Origin of the sequence: Streptomyces sp. NPDC001502 (genome assembly GCF_042894785.1) — a bacterium.
In the GTDB taxonomy this organism is placed as follows: Bacteria; Actinomycetota; Actinomycetes; order Streptomycetales; family Streptomycetaceae; genus Streptomyces; species Streptomyces kutzneri.
Genome location: NZ_JBIAVW010000017.1, coordinates 65,908 through 80,530, shown reverse-complemented (window position 1 = coordinate 80,530; position 14,623 = coordinate 65,908). Strand labels below are relative to the sequence as shown.

Genomic DNA, 14,623 nt, shown 5'->3' with positions numbered 1-14,623 from the left:
GATGGGACGGGCGAGGAGGAGCGGCGATGGCTGAGCGCGTGATCGAGGTGGACGGCATCGAGCTGTGCACCGAGTCCTTCGGCGATCCCTCCGATCCGCCCGTCCTGCTCGTCATGGGCCTGGGGGCTTCGATGCTCTGGTGGGAGGAGGGCTTCTGCCGGATGCTCGCCGCGGGCGGGCGCTTCGTGATCCGTTACGACCACCGTGACACCGGCCGGTCGGTCACCTACGCGCCGGGCCGTCCCGGGTACACCGCCGCGGACCTGGTCGCCGACGCCGTCCGCGTGCTGCGCGCCCATGAGGTCCCGGCCGCGCACGTCGTGGGCGTGTCGGCCGGAGGGGCCCTCGCGCAGCTGCTGGCGCTCGATCACGCCGCCCGTGTCCGCTCGCTCGTCCTGATCAGTACGTCCTGCGCCGTGCCCGGCGACGACGAGCTGCCCCCGCCGACGCAGGAGTTCACCCGGTTCGCCGCGGCCGCCCCACCCGATCCGTCGGATGCCGACGCGGTGATCGACCACCAGGTCGCCTACGCGCGCGTGCTCGCGGGAGGGCGGCGCCCGTTCGACGAGGCCGCCGCCCGCGGCCTGGTCCGCCGCGACGTCGAGCGCGCGCACGATTTCGGCGCGGCCCGCAACCACGACTCGCTCACGGACGGCAAGGTCTCACAGGCCCCCTTGTCCTCGATCACCGTCCCCACGCTGGTGATCCACGGAACCGCCGATCCGATGTTCCCGCTCCGGCACGGTGAGGCACTCGCGGAACGGATTCCCGGGGGCCGGCTGTTGGCTCTGGAGGATGCCGGCCACGGGGTCGAGCGACCCGACTGGGCCACGATCGTCACCGCGATCCTCGAACACACCGCCGCCGGCTCTTCCGGGCAAGTGATCGTTTCAGAATGAGTTGAACTGCACCCCGACCGGGGCCGCGACATCGACGGGCGCGCCAACCGCCGGGTCAGTAGCGGAAGCGAGCCTTGGACCCGTCGATGTTCAGCATGCAGTTCTTGAACACGTGCAACGGAGGCCGCTCGCCATCCACCGGAACCAGCGTGAGCTCCACGTCCTGCAATGGCTTGACCACAGCGACAAACCGAGACCCGTCCGGGTCCGGGCCCCTGAAGGCCGCCCTTGCCTCGAACAACGCCCGCACACCCTCCCAGCCGGGCCCCGGGGTGAAGCGCGCCAGGAAGAACGGCTGATCGCAGCCCTCCTCACTGAGCTCACCGACCAGGACTTCGCCACGCAAGAGCCGCCACCGCGTCATAGTCCCCGCCCCATCGCGCAGTCGAAAGAGCATCCTCGCAGTGGGGGCGCGTCCGGCCAAGGGCTTCGTCCTGAAACGATCAGAAGGCGGAGAGCTCTCGTACGGCGACCGTCCGGAAGTCGTGGGGCGGGCGGCCGGTGAGGCGGTGGACGGTGTCCGTGGTGCGGTCCTCGGCTCCTTCGGCGATGGACCGGTCCATCCCGGCCAGCATCGTGGCGAACGCCGGCGGGATGACCGCGGCCAGGCGGTCGCGCATGGCCTCGTAGGTGAGGTGGTGGTGGACCACCCGGCGGCCGGTGACCTCGGTGAGGAGTGCGGCGATGTCGTCGTGGCTCAGGGCCTCCGGGCCGGTCAGGACCAGGTCGGTGTCGGGCGCACGGTCGTCGGTGAGGGCGCGGGCCGCGACGGCGGCGATGTCGTCGGCGTCGACGAATCCGACCCGGCCGGTCCCGGCCGCGGTCAGGATGACGCCGTCGGCACGGATGCTGTCGGCGTGGGCGTGTGTGCCGGTGAAGTTCTGCATGAACCAGGAGGGGCGCAGTACCGCCCATTCGTCGAACAGGCCGGGCAGGGCCCGGTGCACCTGTCCGACCGCCGGGCCGCCCTCGGCGATCGCCGAGGAGCTCAGCAGGACGGCGCGGCGTACGCCGGCGGCGCGGGCCCGGTCGAGGAAGGGCAGCATGACCGCGGCCGGGTCCGGGTCGCCGACGGGCGGGACGAGGTAGACGCGGTCGGCCCCGGCGACGGCGTCGCCGAAGCAGGTGGGGTCGTACCAGTCGAAGCGGACGGGCTCGGCGCCCGGGAGCGGCGTGGCCCGGCGGCTGCCGGCTTTGACGCGCCGCCCGGCGGCGACGAGGTGCGCCGTGGTGCGGCTGCCGGTGGTGCCGGTGGCGCCGATGACCAGGGTGGTGCCGACCGGGGTGGTGGTGGCGGGGGTGGTCATCGGGCGCTGCTCCTCGTGGGGTTGGGGTCCGTCGTGAAGGCCGCCCCGGGTTCGTGGACGGCAAGGGGGTTCCAGTAGTCGCGGTAGGAGGTGAACTGCCCGTCCTGGACGGTCACGACGGCGATGTACGTCATGTCGAAGGGCGCCCCGGTGGCGACCAGACGGCCCACTCCGCGCATCTCGACCACGATGGTGCCCGGGTCGGTGGTCTCGTGGATCCGCAGGTCGGGGAAGTCGTGCAGGTCGATGTGGTCGGGATAGTCCCGCATGTAGGCGGCGATGGCCTCCCGCCCCTCCAGCCGCCCGGGCCAGCCCGGAGGGGCGAAGGGGAATTCCATGGCGCCGTGCTCGGCCCACAGGCCGACCCAGGAGGCGATGTCCTTGTCCAGGAGCAGGCGGAGGCTGTGGCGGTACAGATCCGGGGGTGAGGTGGTTGCGGGCATGACGGTTCTCCGTCCACTACGATACGGACCGACGGTCCGTTTCTCTCCCCGAAAGATACGGACCGACGGTCCGTTTCGCAACCGGAGGGAACCCGATGACCGTCGAACGCAAGCCGCGCAAGGACGCGGTCCGCAACCGGGCGGCCGTCTTCGCCGCCGCCGACACCCTCTTCACCCACTGCGGGAGCCCCGAGGAGGTCACCATGGCCGATATCGCGGCAGCGGCCGGCGTCGGCAAGGCGACGCTCTTCCGCGCCTTCGGCGATCGGGGCGGACTGATCCGCGCGCTCTACGAGGCACGGCTCGAACCGATCCGGGAAGCGGTCGAACAGGGCCCCCAGCCGCTGGGGCCGGCCACGCCGGCGCCCCGTCGCGTACCGGCCCTGCTCGACGCCCTCCTGTGCTTCAAGCTCGACAACCGCCACCTCGCCCTGGCGCTGGAGGGAAGCGGCGCGGACAGCCCCTACCGGACGGAGCACTACGAGCAGTGGCACACCCTGCTCCGGGACCTGCTGCGGCTCGTCCCCGGTCCGGCCGACACCGACTTCTGCGCCCACGCCCTGCTCGCGGCCACCCGGGCCGACCTCGTCGCGTACCTGGCCGGCGAGAAGGGCGTACCCCGCGAGGAGCTGCGGGCTCAGCTGGCGGGCTTCACCGCGGCGGTCCTCGACGCCCGCGCGGGACGCGGGCCGGCCACCGGGGAGTGACCGCCCGCCCCCGCAGGCGGCGGTCTCTTTCGCGAGATCGGCCGATGGGGTCGCCGAGGGACGCACGGCGGGCCGGGCCCGCCGTGATCCTCTCCTCCGGCGGTCCAGGGCGGGGCCCGTGAGCCGCGCCGCGGGGTCAGGCCGCCGCCCAGCGGTCCGTGATCAGCGCGGCCTGCTCCCGCAGCGCCTCGATCAGTTCCTGGGCGGCGCCGGCGGAGGTGGACCGCAGTACGGCGACGCTGATCTCCCGGGCGAGGTCAGGTCTGGCCAAGGGGCGTACGGCCAGGTCGGGTCGGTGCGGCCCCAGGGCGAGCCGCGGCACGAGGGCCACGCCCGTCCCCGCGGCCACGAGACCCTGGACCACCGCGTAGTCGTCGGTACGCATCACGTGCAGGGGCTCGTACCCCTCCTGGCCGCACGCCCATGCCAGCACGCGGTCGCAGGGGTCATGGGGGTCGGCGGCGCCCACCCATGCGGTGTCCCGCAGATCGCCGAGGGACACCTGGTCGCGCGCTGCGCAGGGGTGGTCCTCCGGCATGACCAGGAGCAGCGGATCGGACAGCAGCGGGTGGACTTCGAAGTCCTCGTCGAGGTCGAGGCTGTCGCCCGGCTGTGAGAAGACGAGGGCGGCGTCGAGCTCCTTGGCCCGCAACCCGCGCAGCAGCAGGGGAAGCTCGCCTTCGGTGAGCGAGATGTGGACCCCTTGCTGGTGGAGGCGCTTGACCGCGGGGGCCAGCAGCAGGGCGCCCGCCGTGGGGAACGTGCCGATGTGGAGGGTGCGCATACCGCGCTCGGCGAGGTTGCGCACCTCCAGCTCGGCGTGGCGCAGACGGTCGAGTACGGCTTCGGCGTGCGGCAGCAGGGCTTGGCCGAGCTCGGTCAGCGTGGCGCCGCGCGGTCCGCGCTGCACGAGCTGGGCGTTGAAGTGGGCTTCCAGGGCGGCCAGATGGTGGGAGATCGTGGGCTGGCTGTAGTGCAGCGCGCGACCGGCCGCGGCGAGCGAGCCCTCCTGCGCGATCGAGCGGAGTACCTGGAGCTGCCTCACGTCGAGCATATAGACAGCGTATGGAGGGGTAACGAAAAGTCCACCATTCCTCGATGACCGGACGGCTGTCACGCTCCGGGGGTGAACATGAGAACGACCGATCACCGCACCTCCTCCTCCCCCTCCCCCACCGCCGTCCCCGCTGCCGCCCCGACCTCCCGGCCTGGCGTCGGCCAGCTGGGTGCCCCGTACGCCGAGGCGGTGCTGGGCCATGCGGGACGGGACTGGCTGAGACTGAACGTCCCCGGCCATGCCGCCGCCCCCGGATCGGATCTCGCCGGCTTCTTCGGCTCGCGGATCACGGCCCTGGACTTCCCGCCGCTGCTCGACGGCATCGACCTCGGCCCGGACACCCCGCTGGACAGGGCGCTGGCGCTGGCGGCCGAGGCCTGGGGCGCGCGGCGCACATGGTTCCTGACGAACGGCGCTTCGCAGGGCAATCAGATCGCCTCGATGGTCGCCCCCGCCCTGGGACGCACGCTCGTCGTGCAGCGCAGTGTGCACTCCAGCGTGATCGACGGGCTGGTGCTGTCCGGCCTGGACGCCGTCTTCGTCCAGCCGTCCGTCGACCCGGGGCAGGGCATCGCCCACGGTGTGACCGCGGCGGACGTGGCGGCGGCGCTCGAACGGACACCGGACGCGGCCGCCGTGTACATCGTGTCCCCGAGCTACTTCGGCGCGGTGGCCGACGTACGTGCCATCGCGGACACCGCCCATGCCGCGGGGGTACCGCTGATCGTCGACGAGGCGTGGGGGTCGCACTTCGGCTTCCACCCCTGCCTCCCCGCGAGCGCCCTCTCCTCGGGCGCGGACCTGGCGACTTCGAGTACGCACAAACTGGCGGGCAGCCTGACGCAGTCGGCGATGCTCCACCTGGCGGAGGGCCCCTTCGCAGACCTGCTCGAACCGCTCGTGGACCGGGCGTTCCGGCTCGTGCAGTCCACGAGCGCGAGTGCGCTGCTGACGGCGTCGCTCGATCTCGCCCGAAGGAGTCTGGTCACCGACGCCGACACGACGGGCAGCTCGGTCGGGGCCGCGGACCGGGTGCGGGCCGCCGTCCGCGCGCTGGGCCGTTTCACGGTGGTGAGCGACGGGTTCCACGCTTTCCCCGACATCGTCGGAGCCGACCCGCTGCGCATCGCGATCGACACCCGGGCCGGCGGGATCACGGGCCACGAGGCCAGGCGAAGGCTCTTCCGGGACCACCAGATCATGGTCGAAGTGGCGACCGGTGCGGCGATCGTCGCCGTGATCGGCGCGGGGTCCGTCCCCGACACCGACCGGTTCGTGGAAGCCCTGCACACCCTGCCCTCCCCGCTCAGCGCCGACTCGACCGACGCCCACGCCCACGCCCACGCCGGCGGCATGCCGCGGCTGCCGGCTCCCGGTGCCACGAAGCTCACCGCCCGCGAGGCGTTCCTGAGCCCGGCCCTGGTCGTGGCCGCACAGGAGGCCGTCGGGCGGATCTCCGCGGACACCCTGGCGGCGTATCCGCCGGGCATCCCCAACGTCCTGCCGGGCGAAGTCGTCACCGCCGAGGCCGTCCGGTTCCTTCAGCGGACCGCGGCCGCGCCGAACGGCCATGTCCGCGGCGCACTCGACCCGGGCGTGACGCGGCTGCGCGTCGTCGCCTGAGCCACCGGGCACGTCCCGTCGTCCCGTCGTCCCGTCCGCCGGCACTCCCCGGCGTTTTCCCCTCACACCGCCCCGAGAGAGAGCACAGCCATGGCCGCACGCATACCGACCCGGCGGACGACCGCCGCCGTCCTCGTCACCACCACCGCCACCCTGCTGCTGGGCGCCTGCGGGGACCAGACCGAAGCGGGCCGGAGCGCCGCTGCCGGCCCGGGCGGTGGAGCCGGTGGTGCGAAGAGCGACGCACCGCTGTTCGCCGAGCTGCCCGCGGACATCCAGCGGGCCGGTGTCATCAAGGTCGGTACGGACGCCACGTACGCGCCGATGGAGTTCACCGAGAACGGGAAGATCGTCGGTGTCGATCCGGACATCGCCGAAGCGCTCGGCAAGCAGCTCGGCGTGAAGTTCGTCTTCACCAACGGCACCTTCGACAGCCTCGTCACGTCCCTCAACTCCGGACGGCAGGACATCGTGATGTCGTCGATGAGCGACACCATGGCCCGCCAGCAGGGTCTGGACGGCAAGGGCGCCAAGACCGGCAACGGTGTCGATTTCGTCGACTACTTCGTCGCGGGCTCGGTCGTGTACGTCCAGAAGGGCAACCCCCACCAGCTCAAGTCGATCGCCGATCTGTGCGGCAGGAAGGCCGCCGTACAGCGGGGCACCACCTTCGAGGAGGTGGCCAAGGCCCGGTCGAAGGAGTGCGAGGCCGCCGGGAAGCCGGCCGTCTCGATCGAGTCCTTCGCGACCGACGCCGAGGCCCAGACCCGTGTCAAGGCGGGCGGCGCCGTCGCCGGAGTCAACGACTACCCGGTGGCGGCGTACCTGGCCCTCAAGGCCGACGGCGGAAACGCCTTCGAGATCGTCGGCAACCAGATCGAGGCCGGCCCCTTCGGAATCGCCGTGGCCAAGGACAGGCCGGAACTGCGCGACGCGCTGAAGGCTGCGCTTGCGGCGATCATCGAGGACGGTTCGTACAAGAAGGCACTCGACAAGTGGGGTGCGGGCACGGGGGCGGTCGCCGTGGCGAACGTCAACACCGGTTCCTGACCCGCACGCACCGCTGAAGGGCAGTCGTGGTGACCGCTGAAGGGCAGTCGTGACCGACACCGTCGACACATGTCCCGCCGGGGCGGCGCTCGCCCGTGTGTCTGGTGCTGTGACCGGCAAGGCTTGCCGGTCACGGCCCTAGCCCAGCAGTCGGCGCTTCTGCTCGGCGAACTCCGTCTCGGTCAGCACGCCCTGTTCCTTGAGGGTGCTGAGCTGCTTCAGCTGTTCGATCTTGGTGGTCATGTCGTCGGCCGGTGCCGCGGCGGGCGGAGGCGGAGGCGGGGGCGGCGCCGCCTGCTGCTGCTGCGCTTCCTGCTGGGCCTGCTGCTGGGCGTCCTGCTGCGCCCATCGGCCGCCCTGGCGGCGGGACACACGGTTGGACACCGCGGTGGCGGTGCCCGCGATGACGGCGGTGCGGGCGACCCCGCGAAGGAGTCCGGGCATGATGCTCATCTCCAGGCTGTGTGGGCTTCACTCTCCGGCGGGCGGTTCCTCCAGGGCGTCCAGCGACGCCAGCAGGGCCTGCACGGGAATCCTTCCGGCGGCCACGAGCTGCGCTCCGCCGCGTCGCAGGGCACGGGCGAAAGGCGCCGCCCAGGTGTTCTCGTACACGATGACCCCGGCCGAGCTCCCGGGTTCCAGCGCGGCGGCCGCCTCCTGGATGTCGCCGCCGTCGAGCAGGCCGGACGACGCGCCCTCGAACACGGTGAGGTCGACCTCGCCGCCACCGAGGTCCTGGAGCTCCAGCGCGGTCACCGTGCCGTCCTCCTCCTTGCGGATGAAGGCGAAGTCGAAGATGCGGATGATGCCCCGGTCGACGAGGTCGACGAGGATCGGGAACCCCTCGCCCGTCATCCGGTTGCCCGGGAATTCGACCACGATGTAATCGACCGGGCCGAGTTCGTCGATGTCGCCGAAATCGGCTCGCGGCTCGGTCTCGCTGCTCATGGCAGCTCCTGTCGCAGAGGCGGGAAGGTCTTTTCATTCCAGCACGCTGCCCGCGCCCCCGCATGTCTGGCCGGTTCCGCCGGCCGGTCAACCGGTCAGCTCGTAGATGCTCTGCCCGGTCAGCCACAGGCCGAGCAGCAGGCAGACGAACACGATGGCCTCGTCCTTGTGCCCCTCCATCCACGTGCGCATCCGCAGCAGCCGGGCCTGGGCGGCCTCCGGTGCGAACACCATGTACAGCTCCGCGGCCAGCAGGCCGGAGCTGGCGAGCAGGCAGAAGCCGAGCAGGGCGATGAACGTGGTCGCGTGCGAGGTGTCGGCCTCGATCACGGTCGTCGCGCCCGCCGCGACCATGCCCCAGGGCTGGATCAGCACGGCCAGGCCCGCCGCGGCCCACACCGAGCCGACGTCCACGTGGGAGGGCTTCGGGGTGGTGTCCCGGGCGGCCTTCGCTTTCCTGCGGCGGTAGCGGCGTATCCCGTAGACCACCAGTCCCACCCCGATGGCCAGCTTGAGTGCGAGCGCCGCCACGCCGGGCGGGGACCGGGGCGCCGGGGGTTGGCCGCCGGTCAGCGCCAGCACGATCGCGATCACCGCGACGAGGTTGCCCAGCCAGGCCAGGAGGAAGGCCAGCCCCTTCCACACGCCTCTGCGCGAAGACACCACGAGGATGAACGCCATCATGGGCAGCGGGTAGAGGGCGATGGCCAACGCGATCAGCATGAGGTCGAGGACCATGGCGCCCCAATCGTGCGACGACATACGACACTACGCACCGGACCGGGCTCCGACACCTTTTGCCCATCGAGATGCCGCCCTGTTCCGCGTCCACCAACCTGGACGCAGACGAAGGAGGCCGCCATGACGACGACCCGGCATCCGCGGTCCGTGCCGCGCGCCGCTGCGGGCCGCTGATGTGGCCGGAGCGCAAGGAACGGTGGCGCAAGCGCTCCCGGGAGCTGGTCGCGGCCGCCAAACGGACGCAGGAGCGGGCCGAGACCCGGTTCCCCGTGATCACCCATGTCACGGAGCGCATGATCGACGTGAACATCTTCGACTCCGCCACCCGGCTGGCCGCCCAGTGCTTCCTGACCGCCGTGCCCCTGCTCTTCGTCGTCGCCTCGTTCGCCCCGGAGGAGGTACGCGACCAGCTGGTCTCCTCCGTACGCACGATGTTCGGGCTCACCGGTCAGGCGAACGATCAGCTGAGCAACGTGTTCGACGGATCCGGCGAGGACGACGTCCGCAACGCGGTGGGAGCGGTCGGCGCCGTGATCGTGCTGCTGTCGGCGACCGCGGTGAGCCGTGCCATGCAGCGGCTGTGCAAACGTGCCTGGCAGATCCCGCGGGGTGGGACGCGGATCGCGATCTGGCGCTGGTTCGCCTGGATCGGCGCCTGGATGGTCCTGCTGATCTTCCAGGGGCCCGTCCGCGACGGATTCGGACTCGGCCTGTGGCTCGGGATCCCCCTCACGCTCCTCCTCCAGACGGCGGCCTGGTGGTGGAGCCAGCACCTCCTGCTGGGCGGGGTGATCCGGTGGCCCCCGCTGCTGCCCGGCGCCCTCATCACCGCCGCCGCGGTGACCGCGCTGTCGCTGGGCGCGCGGGTCTACATGCCGATCGCCCTCAACCGGTCGCTCGCCACGTACGGGTCCACCGGCTCGGTGTTCGTCATCCTCTCGTGGCTGATCGTGCTGTGCGTGGCCGTCGCCGTCGGCATCACCCTGGGCGCGGCCCTCGCTCAGGAGCCGTACCTGGCCCGCCGGCTGGGCAGCCCGGTGCCGGGCAGGATGCGGCAGGAGGGTGACTGAGGGACGGCGGCGGCGCCGTGGGGCAGCGGTGGGGGGTGAGTGCCATGCTGGGAGGCGGGGGTCCTGGTGGCCGGGAGGTCGACGACGATGACGATGCGCGACACGACCGCGACCGCGGCCACGACGGCGACGGCGACGGCGACGGACGGTGGTCCCCGGCTTTCCGCCGAGGACCGGGCCGTGAACGGCCGGGCCGCCCGGGCCGCCGCTCCGAGGTCCGCCCACGGGGACTTCGAGCCGGCGGCCGACCGGCTGGATCCGATGGATGTCATCGAGCGGCAGTCCGCCACCCGCTTGCAGGAGCTGGTGCCGATCCGCTACGGCCGGATGGCGGAGTCGCCGTTCCGTTTCTACCGGGGCGCCGCCGCGATCATGGCGGGCGATCTGGCCGGCACACCCGACTCGGGTATCCGGGTCCAGCTGTGCGGCGACGCGCACATGCTGAACTTCCGGCTGCTCGGCTCCCCGGAGCGGAACCTGCTGTTCGACATCAACGACTTCGACGAGACGCTGCCCGGACCGTGGGAATGGGACGTCAAGCGGCTCGCGACCAGCCTGGTCATCGCCGGGCGGGAGAACGGTTACTCCGAGCGCGAGCGCGCGTCGATCGTGACATCGGCGGTGGCCGGCTACCGCGAGCAGATGCGTACCTTCGCCCAGATGCGCAACCTCGACGTCTGGTACGCGAGGGTGGACGAGTCGCACCTCCAGGCGGTGGCGGAGGGCGCGCTCCACACCCGCGGCCGCAAGAACCTGTCCGAGGCGCTGAGCAAGGCGCGCGGGCACGACAGCCTGCAGGCGTTCGAGAAGCTCACCGAGGTGGTCGACGGACGCCGCCGCTTCGCCGCCGTGCCGCAGCTGATCACACCGGCTTCCGAACTGCTGCCGGGTCAGGAGCGCGACGCGATCGAGGACCAGATCCGGGACCTCGTCGGGCGGTACGGCGACAGTCTCCCGACGGACCGCAGACACCTGCTGCGGCAGTACTCCATCGTCGACATGGCCCGCAAGGTGGTGGGCGTCGGCAGTGTCGGCACGCGGTGCTGGATCGTCCTGCTGCTGGGCCGCGACGGCGACGACCCACTGATCCTGCAGGCCAAGGAGGCCGGTGAATCGGTGCTCGCCGCGTACACGGGCGCCAGCGGGTACGCCACCCAGGGCGAGCGGGTCGTGGCCGGTCAGCGGCTGATGCAGGCCGCGAGCGACATCTTCCTCGGCTGGCAGCAGACGCACGGGATCGACGGCGTCGACCGGGACTTCTACGTACGCCAGCTGCGCGACTGGAAGGGCATCGCCGAACCCGCCCGGATGGTGCCGCGCGGTATGCGGGTCTTCGCCGGCCTGTGCGGTGTCACCCTGGCGCGGGCGCACGCCCGGTCCGGCGACCGGATCGCCATCGCGGCATATCTGGGCGGTGGCAACGTGTTCGACCAGGCGCTCGTGCGGTTCGCGGAGCGCTACGCCGACCTCAACGAGCGCGACCATCAGCGTCTGGTGGACGCCATCGCGTCCGGCCGGGTGACCGCCGTCGCGGCCTGAGCCGGACCGGGCCGGCGCTTCGGCCAGTCGGCTGACACGGCGGGCGAGGTGCCCGGCCGCCTCCCGCGGGCATGGCACTCTGCGCGCATGACAGCGGCGAAGGCGGGACCGGCCGGGGCGGCGGGGAACGCGGGGAACACGAAGCTCATCCTGCTGACACTCGCGGCAGGGCAGTTCCTGATGGCCCTGGACAGCTCGGTGATGAACGTCTCGATCGCCACGGTGGCGGAGGACATCGGCACCACGGTGAGCGGTATGCAGGGCGCGATCACGGCCTACACGCTGGTGATGGCGATGCTCATGATCAGCGGTGGCAAGGTCGGCGCGCTCATCGGCCGCAAACGGGCGTTCATGATCGGCTGCGTCATCTACGGACTGGGGTCCCTCACGACCTCGCTCGCCCCGAACCTGACGGTCCTGCTGCTGGGCTGGTCGTTCCTGGAGGGCGTGGGAGCGGCGCTGATCCTGCCCGCGATCGTGGCGCTCGTCGCCTCCAACTTCGGCAAGGAGCAACGGCCGGCCGCCTACGGCCTGATCGCGGCGGCGGCAGCCGTGGCGATCGCGGTCGGACCGCTCATCGGCGGCGCCGCGACCACCTTCTTCTCCTGGCGCTGGGTGTTCGCCGGGGAGGTCGTGATGGTCCTCGTCATCCTGCTGCTGGCCCGCCCGATCGCCGACGCGCCCCCGGACCACCGGCCGCGGATCGACGTACTCGGCGCGATCCTGTCCGCCGCGGGCATCGGGCTGTTCGTGTTCGGCATCCTGCGGACCAGCGAATGGGGCTGGTTCCGGCCCAAGGCCGGGGGCCCCTCGTGGTTCGGGGTCTCGCCCGTCGTCTGGCTCGTGATGGCCGGGCTGATGCTGGTCTGGCTGTTCTTCCGCTGGGAGGCACGCCTGGTGGCGCGGGGTGTCGAACCGCTCGTCGACCCGGAATTGCTGAAGAACCGGCAGCTCTCCGGCGGGCTGACGATGTTCCTCTTCCAGTACCTCGTGCAGATGGGCGTGTTCTTCGTCGTCCCGCTCTACCTGTCGGTGGCGCTCGGCCTGTCCGCCCTCCACACGGGCGCGCTGATCCTGCCGCTCTCCATCACGCTGCTCGCCGCCGCGATCGGGGTCCCCAGGTTCATCCCGAACGCCTCACCCCGGCGCGTCGTGCGCTGGGGCATCCTGGCGATGTTCGCCGGAGCCGTCATCCTGATGGCCGCCCTCACCCCGGATTCCGGCGCGGAGGTCGTCACCGTCCCCATGCTGCTCATCGGGCTCGGGATCGGACTGCTCGCCTCCCAGCTGGGGGCCGTCACCGTGTCGGCCGTACCGGACGAGCAGAGCGCCGAGGTCGGCGGCATCCAGAACACCGTCACCAACCTCGGCGCCTCGATCGGCACCGCTCTCGCCGGGTCGATCATGATCGCCGTGCTGACGAGTTCGTTCCTCACCACCATCGACCAGAACCCGGCGATCCCGGCCGACGTGAAGACCCACACGCACACCGCCCTCGCCGGGAGCGCCCCGTTCCTGTCGGACGAACAGCTCGCCACGGCCCTCGAAGAGGCGGGCACGGACCCGGTGGTGGCCCAGGCGGCACTCGACGCGAACGAGAAGGCACGGATCGAAGGGCTGCGGGCCGCACTCGCCCTCCTCGCTCTGGCGGCGCTGCTCGCCCTCTTCTTCACCCAGCGCATCCCGGCGGCCCAGCCGTCCGCGGCGCGCGGCCCGGCCGACGCCCCGTCATGACGGGTGCGGACTCGGGGTCGTCTCCTCGGCGGGGGCGGACGTGTCCTCGGCGAGGAAGTCCGTGACCGCGAGCGCGAAGAGCAGGGCGAGGGCGAGGCCCACGACCACCCAGCCGGTGGGGTAGGACCACAGGATGTAGACGATGACGGCGATCGCGACCAGGCCCCAGGTGAACCAGGCGCGGTGGCGCCGGATGAACGGGCCGACCGGGCCGGTACGCAGGCCCAGCCGGTCCGCCGTGGCGCGGGTGGCGACGATGCCGGAGTGCCAGATCTGGCGGGCGGCCGTGGCGTACTTGCCCGGGCCGGAGAGCCAGGCGGCGAGGGCGATCACGATGCCGAGGACGACGACCATGCGGATCGTCGTGCGCAGGAGGCGGATCATCGCGTCGTAGACGGAGCCGGCGGCGGCCTGGTTGACGGTGTCCGGGAGCGCGTTGAGGTAGACCGTACGGAAGACGGTCAGCCCGAGACCGAGGACCGCGACGGCGAAGGCGACCGCGAGGGCCGCGGTGACCAGGATGCGGCGCCGGTGGGCGGAGAGCAGGACGCCCGCGGCGACGAGCAGCACGGCGATGACGGGCAGCCACAGGCCGAGGATCTCCAGGAGCCGGAAGCCCGTCTTGACCCGGCCGATGTCGTTGGACTGGACGACGGTGAAGTCGGTGTGGATCTCGGGGATCTTGGCCGCGACGCCCATCCCGGCGTCCACGAGCCGTGTTTTCACCTGTTCGATCACGGGCGCGAGGTCGATGGTCACCGCGTCGTTCTTGATCTCCACCGCGCCGTCGCCGCTGCCGGTCAGGGCTTTGACGAGTGAGGTGTGGATCGTGCGGTTGGCGTTGGTCCAGATCGTCTCGAACTGGTCCGAGGCGATGACGTCCTGCGCCTTCTCCTTGACGAAGCTGCTGACCGCGCCCTCCAGCGAGCCTCCGAGTTTGCCCAGGGCCTTCTGGAGCAGCGGCCGCTGGTCGGGGGCCACGTCCTCCAGGAGGGTGGCGAGGTCGAGGTGTTCCATGAGGGCGGCGGTGACGCGGTTGGCGGCGGCCGCCTGGACATCCGGGTCGGAGGCCAGCGGGGCGACGGTGGAGACGTAGCGGTCCGTGTCCCCGACGATGCTGGAGGTCCAGGACGCGACGATGCCCAGCGGGGCCAGCACACAGCCGATGATGATCAGGACGGCTGACAGCAGCGACTTCATCCGGTGCTTCGGCGGAGTCCGTTGCGCGGCCTCCGCTTCCAGGGCGGCGACCCTGGCCCGCAGTGCCGCGAGTTCGCCCGCGCTTTCGTCACCCTGCATGGCTGACCTCCTACGGGGTCGGGAGCCGTGGATCCCGGAGGATCGGTGGATGACGCTGAACCTGCGCCGGAGCAGGCGGCTCCCCTTGCCCCACAGCCTGCCCCGGCGCGCCAGGGGCGGCATCCGCAGTTCGGCCGTACGAATGAACGCGGAGGTTCGCCGGATTCACCGGGCGGGAGGAGAGGCCGGGACGGGCGCGCTGTGCG

15 protein-coding genes are annotated in these 14,623 nt (G+C 71.7%); 7 read left to right on the top strand and 8 right to left on the bottom strand.

The window, feature by feature from the left end; translation table 11 throughout:
* Nucleotides 1–26: 26 nt before the first annotated feature.
* Entirely contained in the window at nucleotides 27–899 is an 873-nt protein-coding gene (locus ACFY0D_RS27125) for an alpha/beta fold hydrolase (protein ID WP_390800665.1), read from the top strand.
* A gap of 55 nt (nucleotides 900–954) precedes the next feature.
* Here ACFY0D_RS27125 and ACFY0D_RS27120 read toward each other — a convergent pair whose 3' ends face one another.
* The 3 genes from ACFY0D_RS27120 to ACFY0D_RS27110 form a co-directional block, all read right to left on the bottom strand.
* Nucleotides 955–1,245: a hypothetical protein gene (locus ACFY0D_RS27120; protein WP_390800664.1), complete on the bottom strand. Its 291-nt coding sequence runs from the start codon at nucleotides 1,243–1,245 to the stop codon at nucleotides 955–957.
* 97 nt (nucleotides 1,246–1,342) lie between these two features.
* Nucleotides 1,343–2,206 (bottom strand): NAD(P)H-binding protein, encoded by an 864-nt coding sequence (locus tag ACFY0D_RS27115; protein WP_390800663.1) that lies wholly within the window; start codon nucleotides 2,204–2,206, stop codon nucleotides 1,343–1,345.
* Nucleotides 2,203–2,649: a nuclear transport factor 2 family protein gene (locus ACFY0D_RS27110; protein WP_390800662.1), complete on the bottom strand. Its 447-nt coding sequence runs from the start codon at nucleotides 2,647–2,649 to the stop codon at nucleotides 2,203–2,205. The genes ACFY0D_RS27115 and ACFY0D_RS27110 overlap by 4 nt, the downstream gene beginning before the upstream one ends.
* 95 nt (nucleotides 2,650–2,744) lie before the next feature.
* Between ACFY0D_RS27110 and ACFY0D_RS27105 the strand changes: the two genes are divergently transcribed.
* The gene (locus tag ACFY0D_RS27105) at nucleotides 2,745–3,356 is read left to right on the top strand and encodes a TetR/AcrR family transcriptional regulator (RefSeq protein ID WP_390800661.1); all 612 of its coding nucleotides are present in this window, start codon (nucleotides 2,745–2,747) and stop codon (nucleotides 3,354–3,356) included.
* A gap of 136 nt (nucleotides 3,357–3,492) precedes the next feature.
* Here the strand turns inward: ACFY0D_RS27105 and ACFY0D_RS27100 are convergent, their stop codons facing one another.
* The gene (locus ACFY0D_RS27100; protein WP_390800660.1) at nucleotides 3,493–4,410 is read right to left on the bottom strand and encodes a LysR family transcriptional regulator; all 918 of its coding nucleotides are present in this window, start codon (nucleotides 4,408–4,410) and stop codon (nucleotides 3,493–3,495) included.
* Between the two features lie 78 nt (nucleotides 4,411–4,488).
* On the opposite strand from ACFY0D_RS27100, the gene ACFY0D_RS27095 reads away from it, so the two are divergent.
* A complete protein-coding gene (locus ACFY0D_RS27095; protein WP_390800659.1) occupies nucleotides 4,489–6,036 on the top strand; it encodes an aminotransferase class I/II-fold pyridoxal phosphate-dependent enzyme in 1,548 nt (515 codons plus the stop codon).
* A 90-nt stretch (nucleotides 6,037–6,126) separates the two neighbouring features.
* A complete protein-coding gene (locus ACFY0D_RS27090) occupies nucleotides 6,127–7,086 on the top strand; it encodes an ABC transporter substrate-binding protein (RefSeq protein WP_390800658.1) in 960 nt (319 codons plus the stop codon).
* A 138-nt stretch (nucleotides 7,087–7,224) separates the two neighbouring features.
* Here the strand turns inward: ACFY0D_RS27090 and ACFY0D_RS27085 are convergent, their stop codons facing one another.
* The 3 genes from ACFY0D_RS27085 to ACFY0D_RS27075 form a co-directional block, all read right to left on the bottom strand.
* Nucleotides 7,225–7,530, bottom strand: a complete 306-nt coding sequence (locus tag ACFY0D_RS27085) for an SHOCT domain-containing protein (protein ID WP_390800657.1) — start codon at nucleotides 7,528–7,530, stop codon at nucleotides 7,225–7,227.
* Nucleotides 7,531–7,557: 27 nt separating this feature from the next.
* The gene (locus tag ACFY0D_RS27080; RefSeq protein WP_327387368.1) at nucleotides 7,558–8,034 is read right to left on the bottom strand and encodes a DUF6325 family protein; all 477 of its coding nucleotides are present in this window, start codon (nucleotides 8,032–8,034) and stop codon (nucleotides 7,558–7,560) included.
* Nucleotides 8,035–8,121: 87 nt separating this feature from the next.
* On the bottom strand, nucleotides 8,122–8,772 hold the full coding sequence (locus tag ACFY0D_RS27075) for a GAP family protein (protein WP_390800757.1): 651 nt from the start codon (nucleotides 8,770–8,772) through the stop codon (nucleotides 8,122–8,124).
* A 71-nt stretch (nucleotides 8,773–8,843) separates the two neighbouring features.
* Here ACFY0D_RS27075 and ACFY0D_RS27070 point away from each other — a divergent pair, with 71 nt between their 5' ends.
* From ACFY0D_RS27070 to ACFY0D_RS27060, 3 genes are all read left to right on the top strand, one after another.
* Entirely contained in the window at nucleotides 8,844–9,845 is a 1,002-nt protein-coding gene (locus ACFY0D_RS27070) for a YihY/virulence factor BrkB family protein (RefSeq protein ID WP_390800656.1), read from the top strand.
* 93 nt (nucleotides 9,846–9,938) lie between these two features.
* Entirely contained in the window at nucleotides 9,939–11,384 is a 1,446-nt protein-coding gene (locus ACFY0D_RS27065; RefSeq protein ID WP_390800655.1) for a DUF2252 domain-containing protein, read from the top strand.
* Nucleotides 11,385–11,471: 87 nt separating this feature from the next.
* Nucleotides 11,472–13,118 carry an MFS transporter gene (locus tag ACFY0D_RS27060; RefSeq protein WP_390800654.1) on the top strand — a complete coding sequence of 549 codons (1,647 nt, stop codon included), beginning with the start codon at nucleotides 11,472–11,474 and terminating at the stop codon, nucleotides 13,116–13,118.
* On the opposite strand, the gene ACFY0D_RS27055 is transcribed toward ACFY0D_RS27060, so the two are convergent.
* Nucleotides 13,113–14,417: a hypothetical protein gene (locus tag ACFY0D_RS27055; RefSeq protein WP_390800653.1), complete on the bottom strand. Its 1,305-nt coding sequence runs from the start codon at nucleotides 14,415–14,417 to the stop codon at nucleotides 13,113–13,115. The genes ACFY0D_RS27060 and ACFY0D_RS27055 overlap by 6 nt on opposite strands.
* Between the last annotated feature and the right edge of the window lie 206 nt (nucleotides 14,418–14,623).

Coding starts and splice junctions, on each gene's coding strand:
- ACFY0D_RS27125 (WP_390800665.1), top strand. CDS start 27: ATGGCTGAGCGCGTGATCGAGGTGGACGGCATCGAGCTGTGCACCGAG.
- ACFY0D_RS27115 (WP_390800663.1), bottom strand. CDS start 2,206: ATGACCACCCCCGCCACCACCACCCCGGTCGGCACCACCCTGGTCATC.
- ACFY0D_RS27110 (WP_390800662.1), bottom strand. CDS start 2,649: ATGCCCGCAACCACCTCACCCCCGGATCTGTACCGCCACAGCCTCCGC.
- ACFY0D_RS27105 (WP_390800661.1), top strand. CDS start 2,745: ATGACCGTCGAACGCAAGCCGCGCAAGGACGCGGTCCGCAACCGGGCG.
- ACFY0D_RS27100 (WP_390800660.1), bottom strand. CDS start 4,410: ATGCTCGACGTGAGGCAGCTCCAGGTACTCCGCTCGATCGCGCAGGAG.
- ACFY0D_RS27095 (WP_390800659.1), top strand. CDS start 4,489: ATGAGAACGACCGATCACCGCACCTCCTCCTCCCCCTCCCCCACCGCC.
- ACFY0D_RS27090 (WP_390800658.1), top strand. CDS start 6,127: ATGGCCGCACGCATACCGACCCGGCGGACGACCGCCGCCGTCCTCGTC.
- ACFY0D_RS27085 (WP_390800657.1), bottom strand. CDS start 7,530: ATGCCCGGACTCCTTCGCGGGGTCGCCCGCACCGCCGTCATCGCGGGC.
- ACFY0D_RS27080 (WP_327387368.1), bottom strand. CDS start 8,034: ATGAGCAGCGAGACCGAGCCGCGAGCCGATTTCGGCGACATCGACGAA.
- ACFY0D_RS27075 (WP_390800757.1), bottom strand. CDS start 8,772: ATGGTCCTCGACCTCATGCTGATCGCGTTGGCCATCGCCCTCTACCCG.
- ACFY0D_RS27070 (WP_390800656.1), top strand. CDS start 8,844: ATGCCGCCCTGTTCCGCGTCCACCAACCTGGACGCAGACGAAGGAGGC.
- ACFY0D_RS27065 (WP_390800655.1), top strand. CDS start 9,939: ATGCGCGACACGACCGCGACCGCGGCCACGACGGCGACGGCGACGGCG.
- ACFY0D_RS27060 (WP_390800654.1), top strand. CDS start 11,472: ATGACAGCGGCGAAGGCGGGACCGGCCGGGGCGGCGGGGAACGCGGGG.
- ACFY0D_RS27055 (WP_390800653.1), bottom strand. CDS start 14,417: ATGCAGGGTGACGAAAGCGCGGGCGAACTCGCGGCACTGCGGGCCAGG.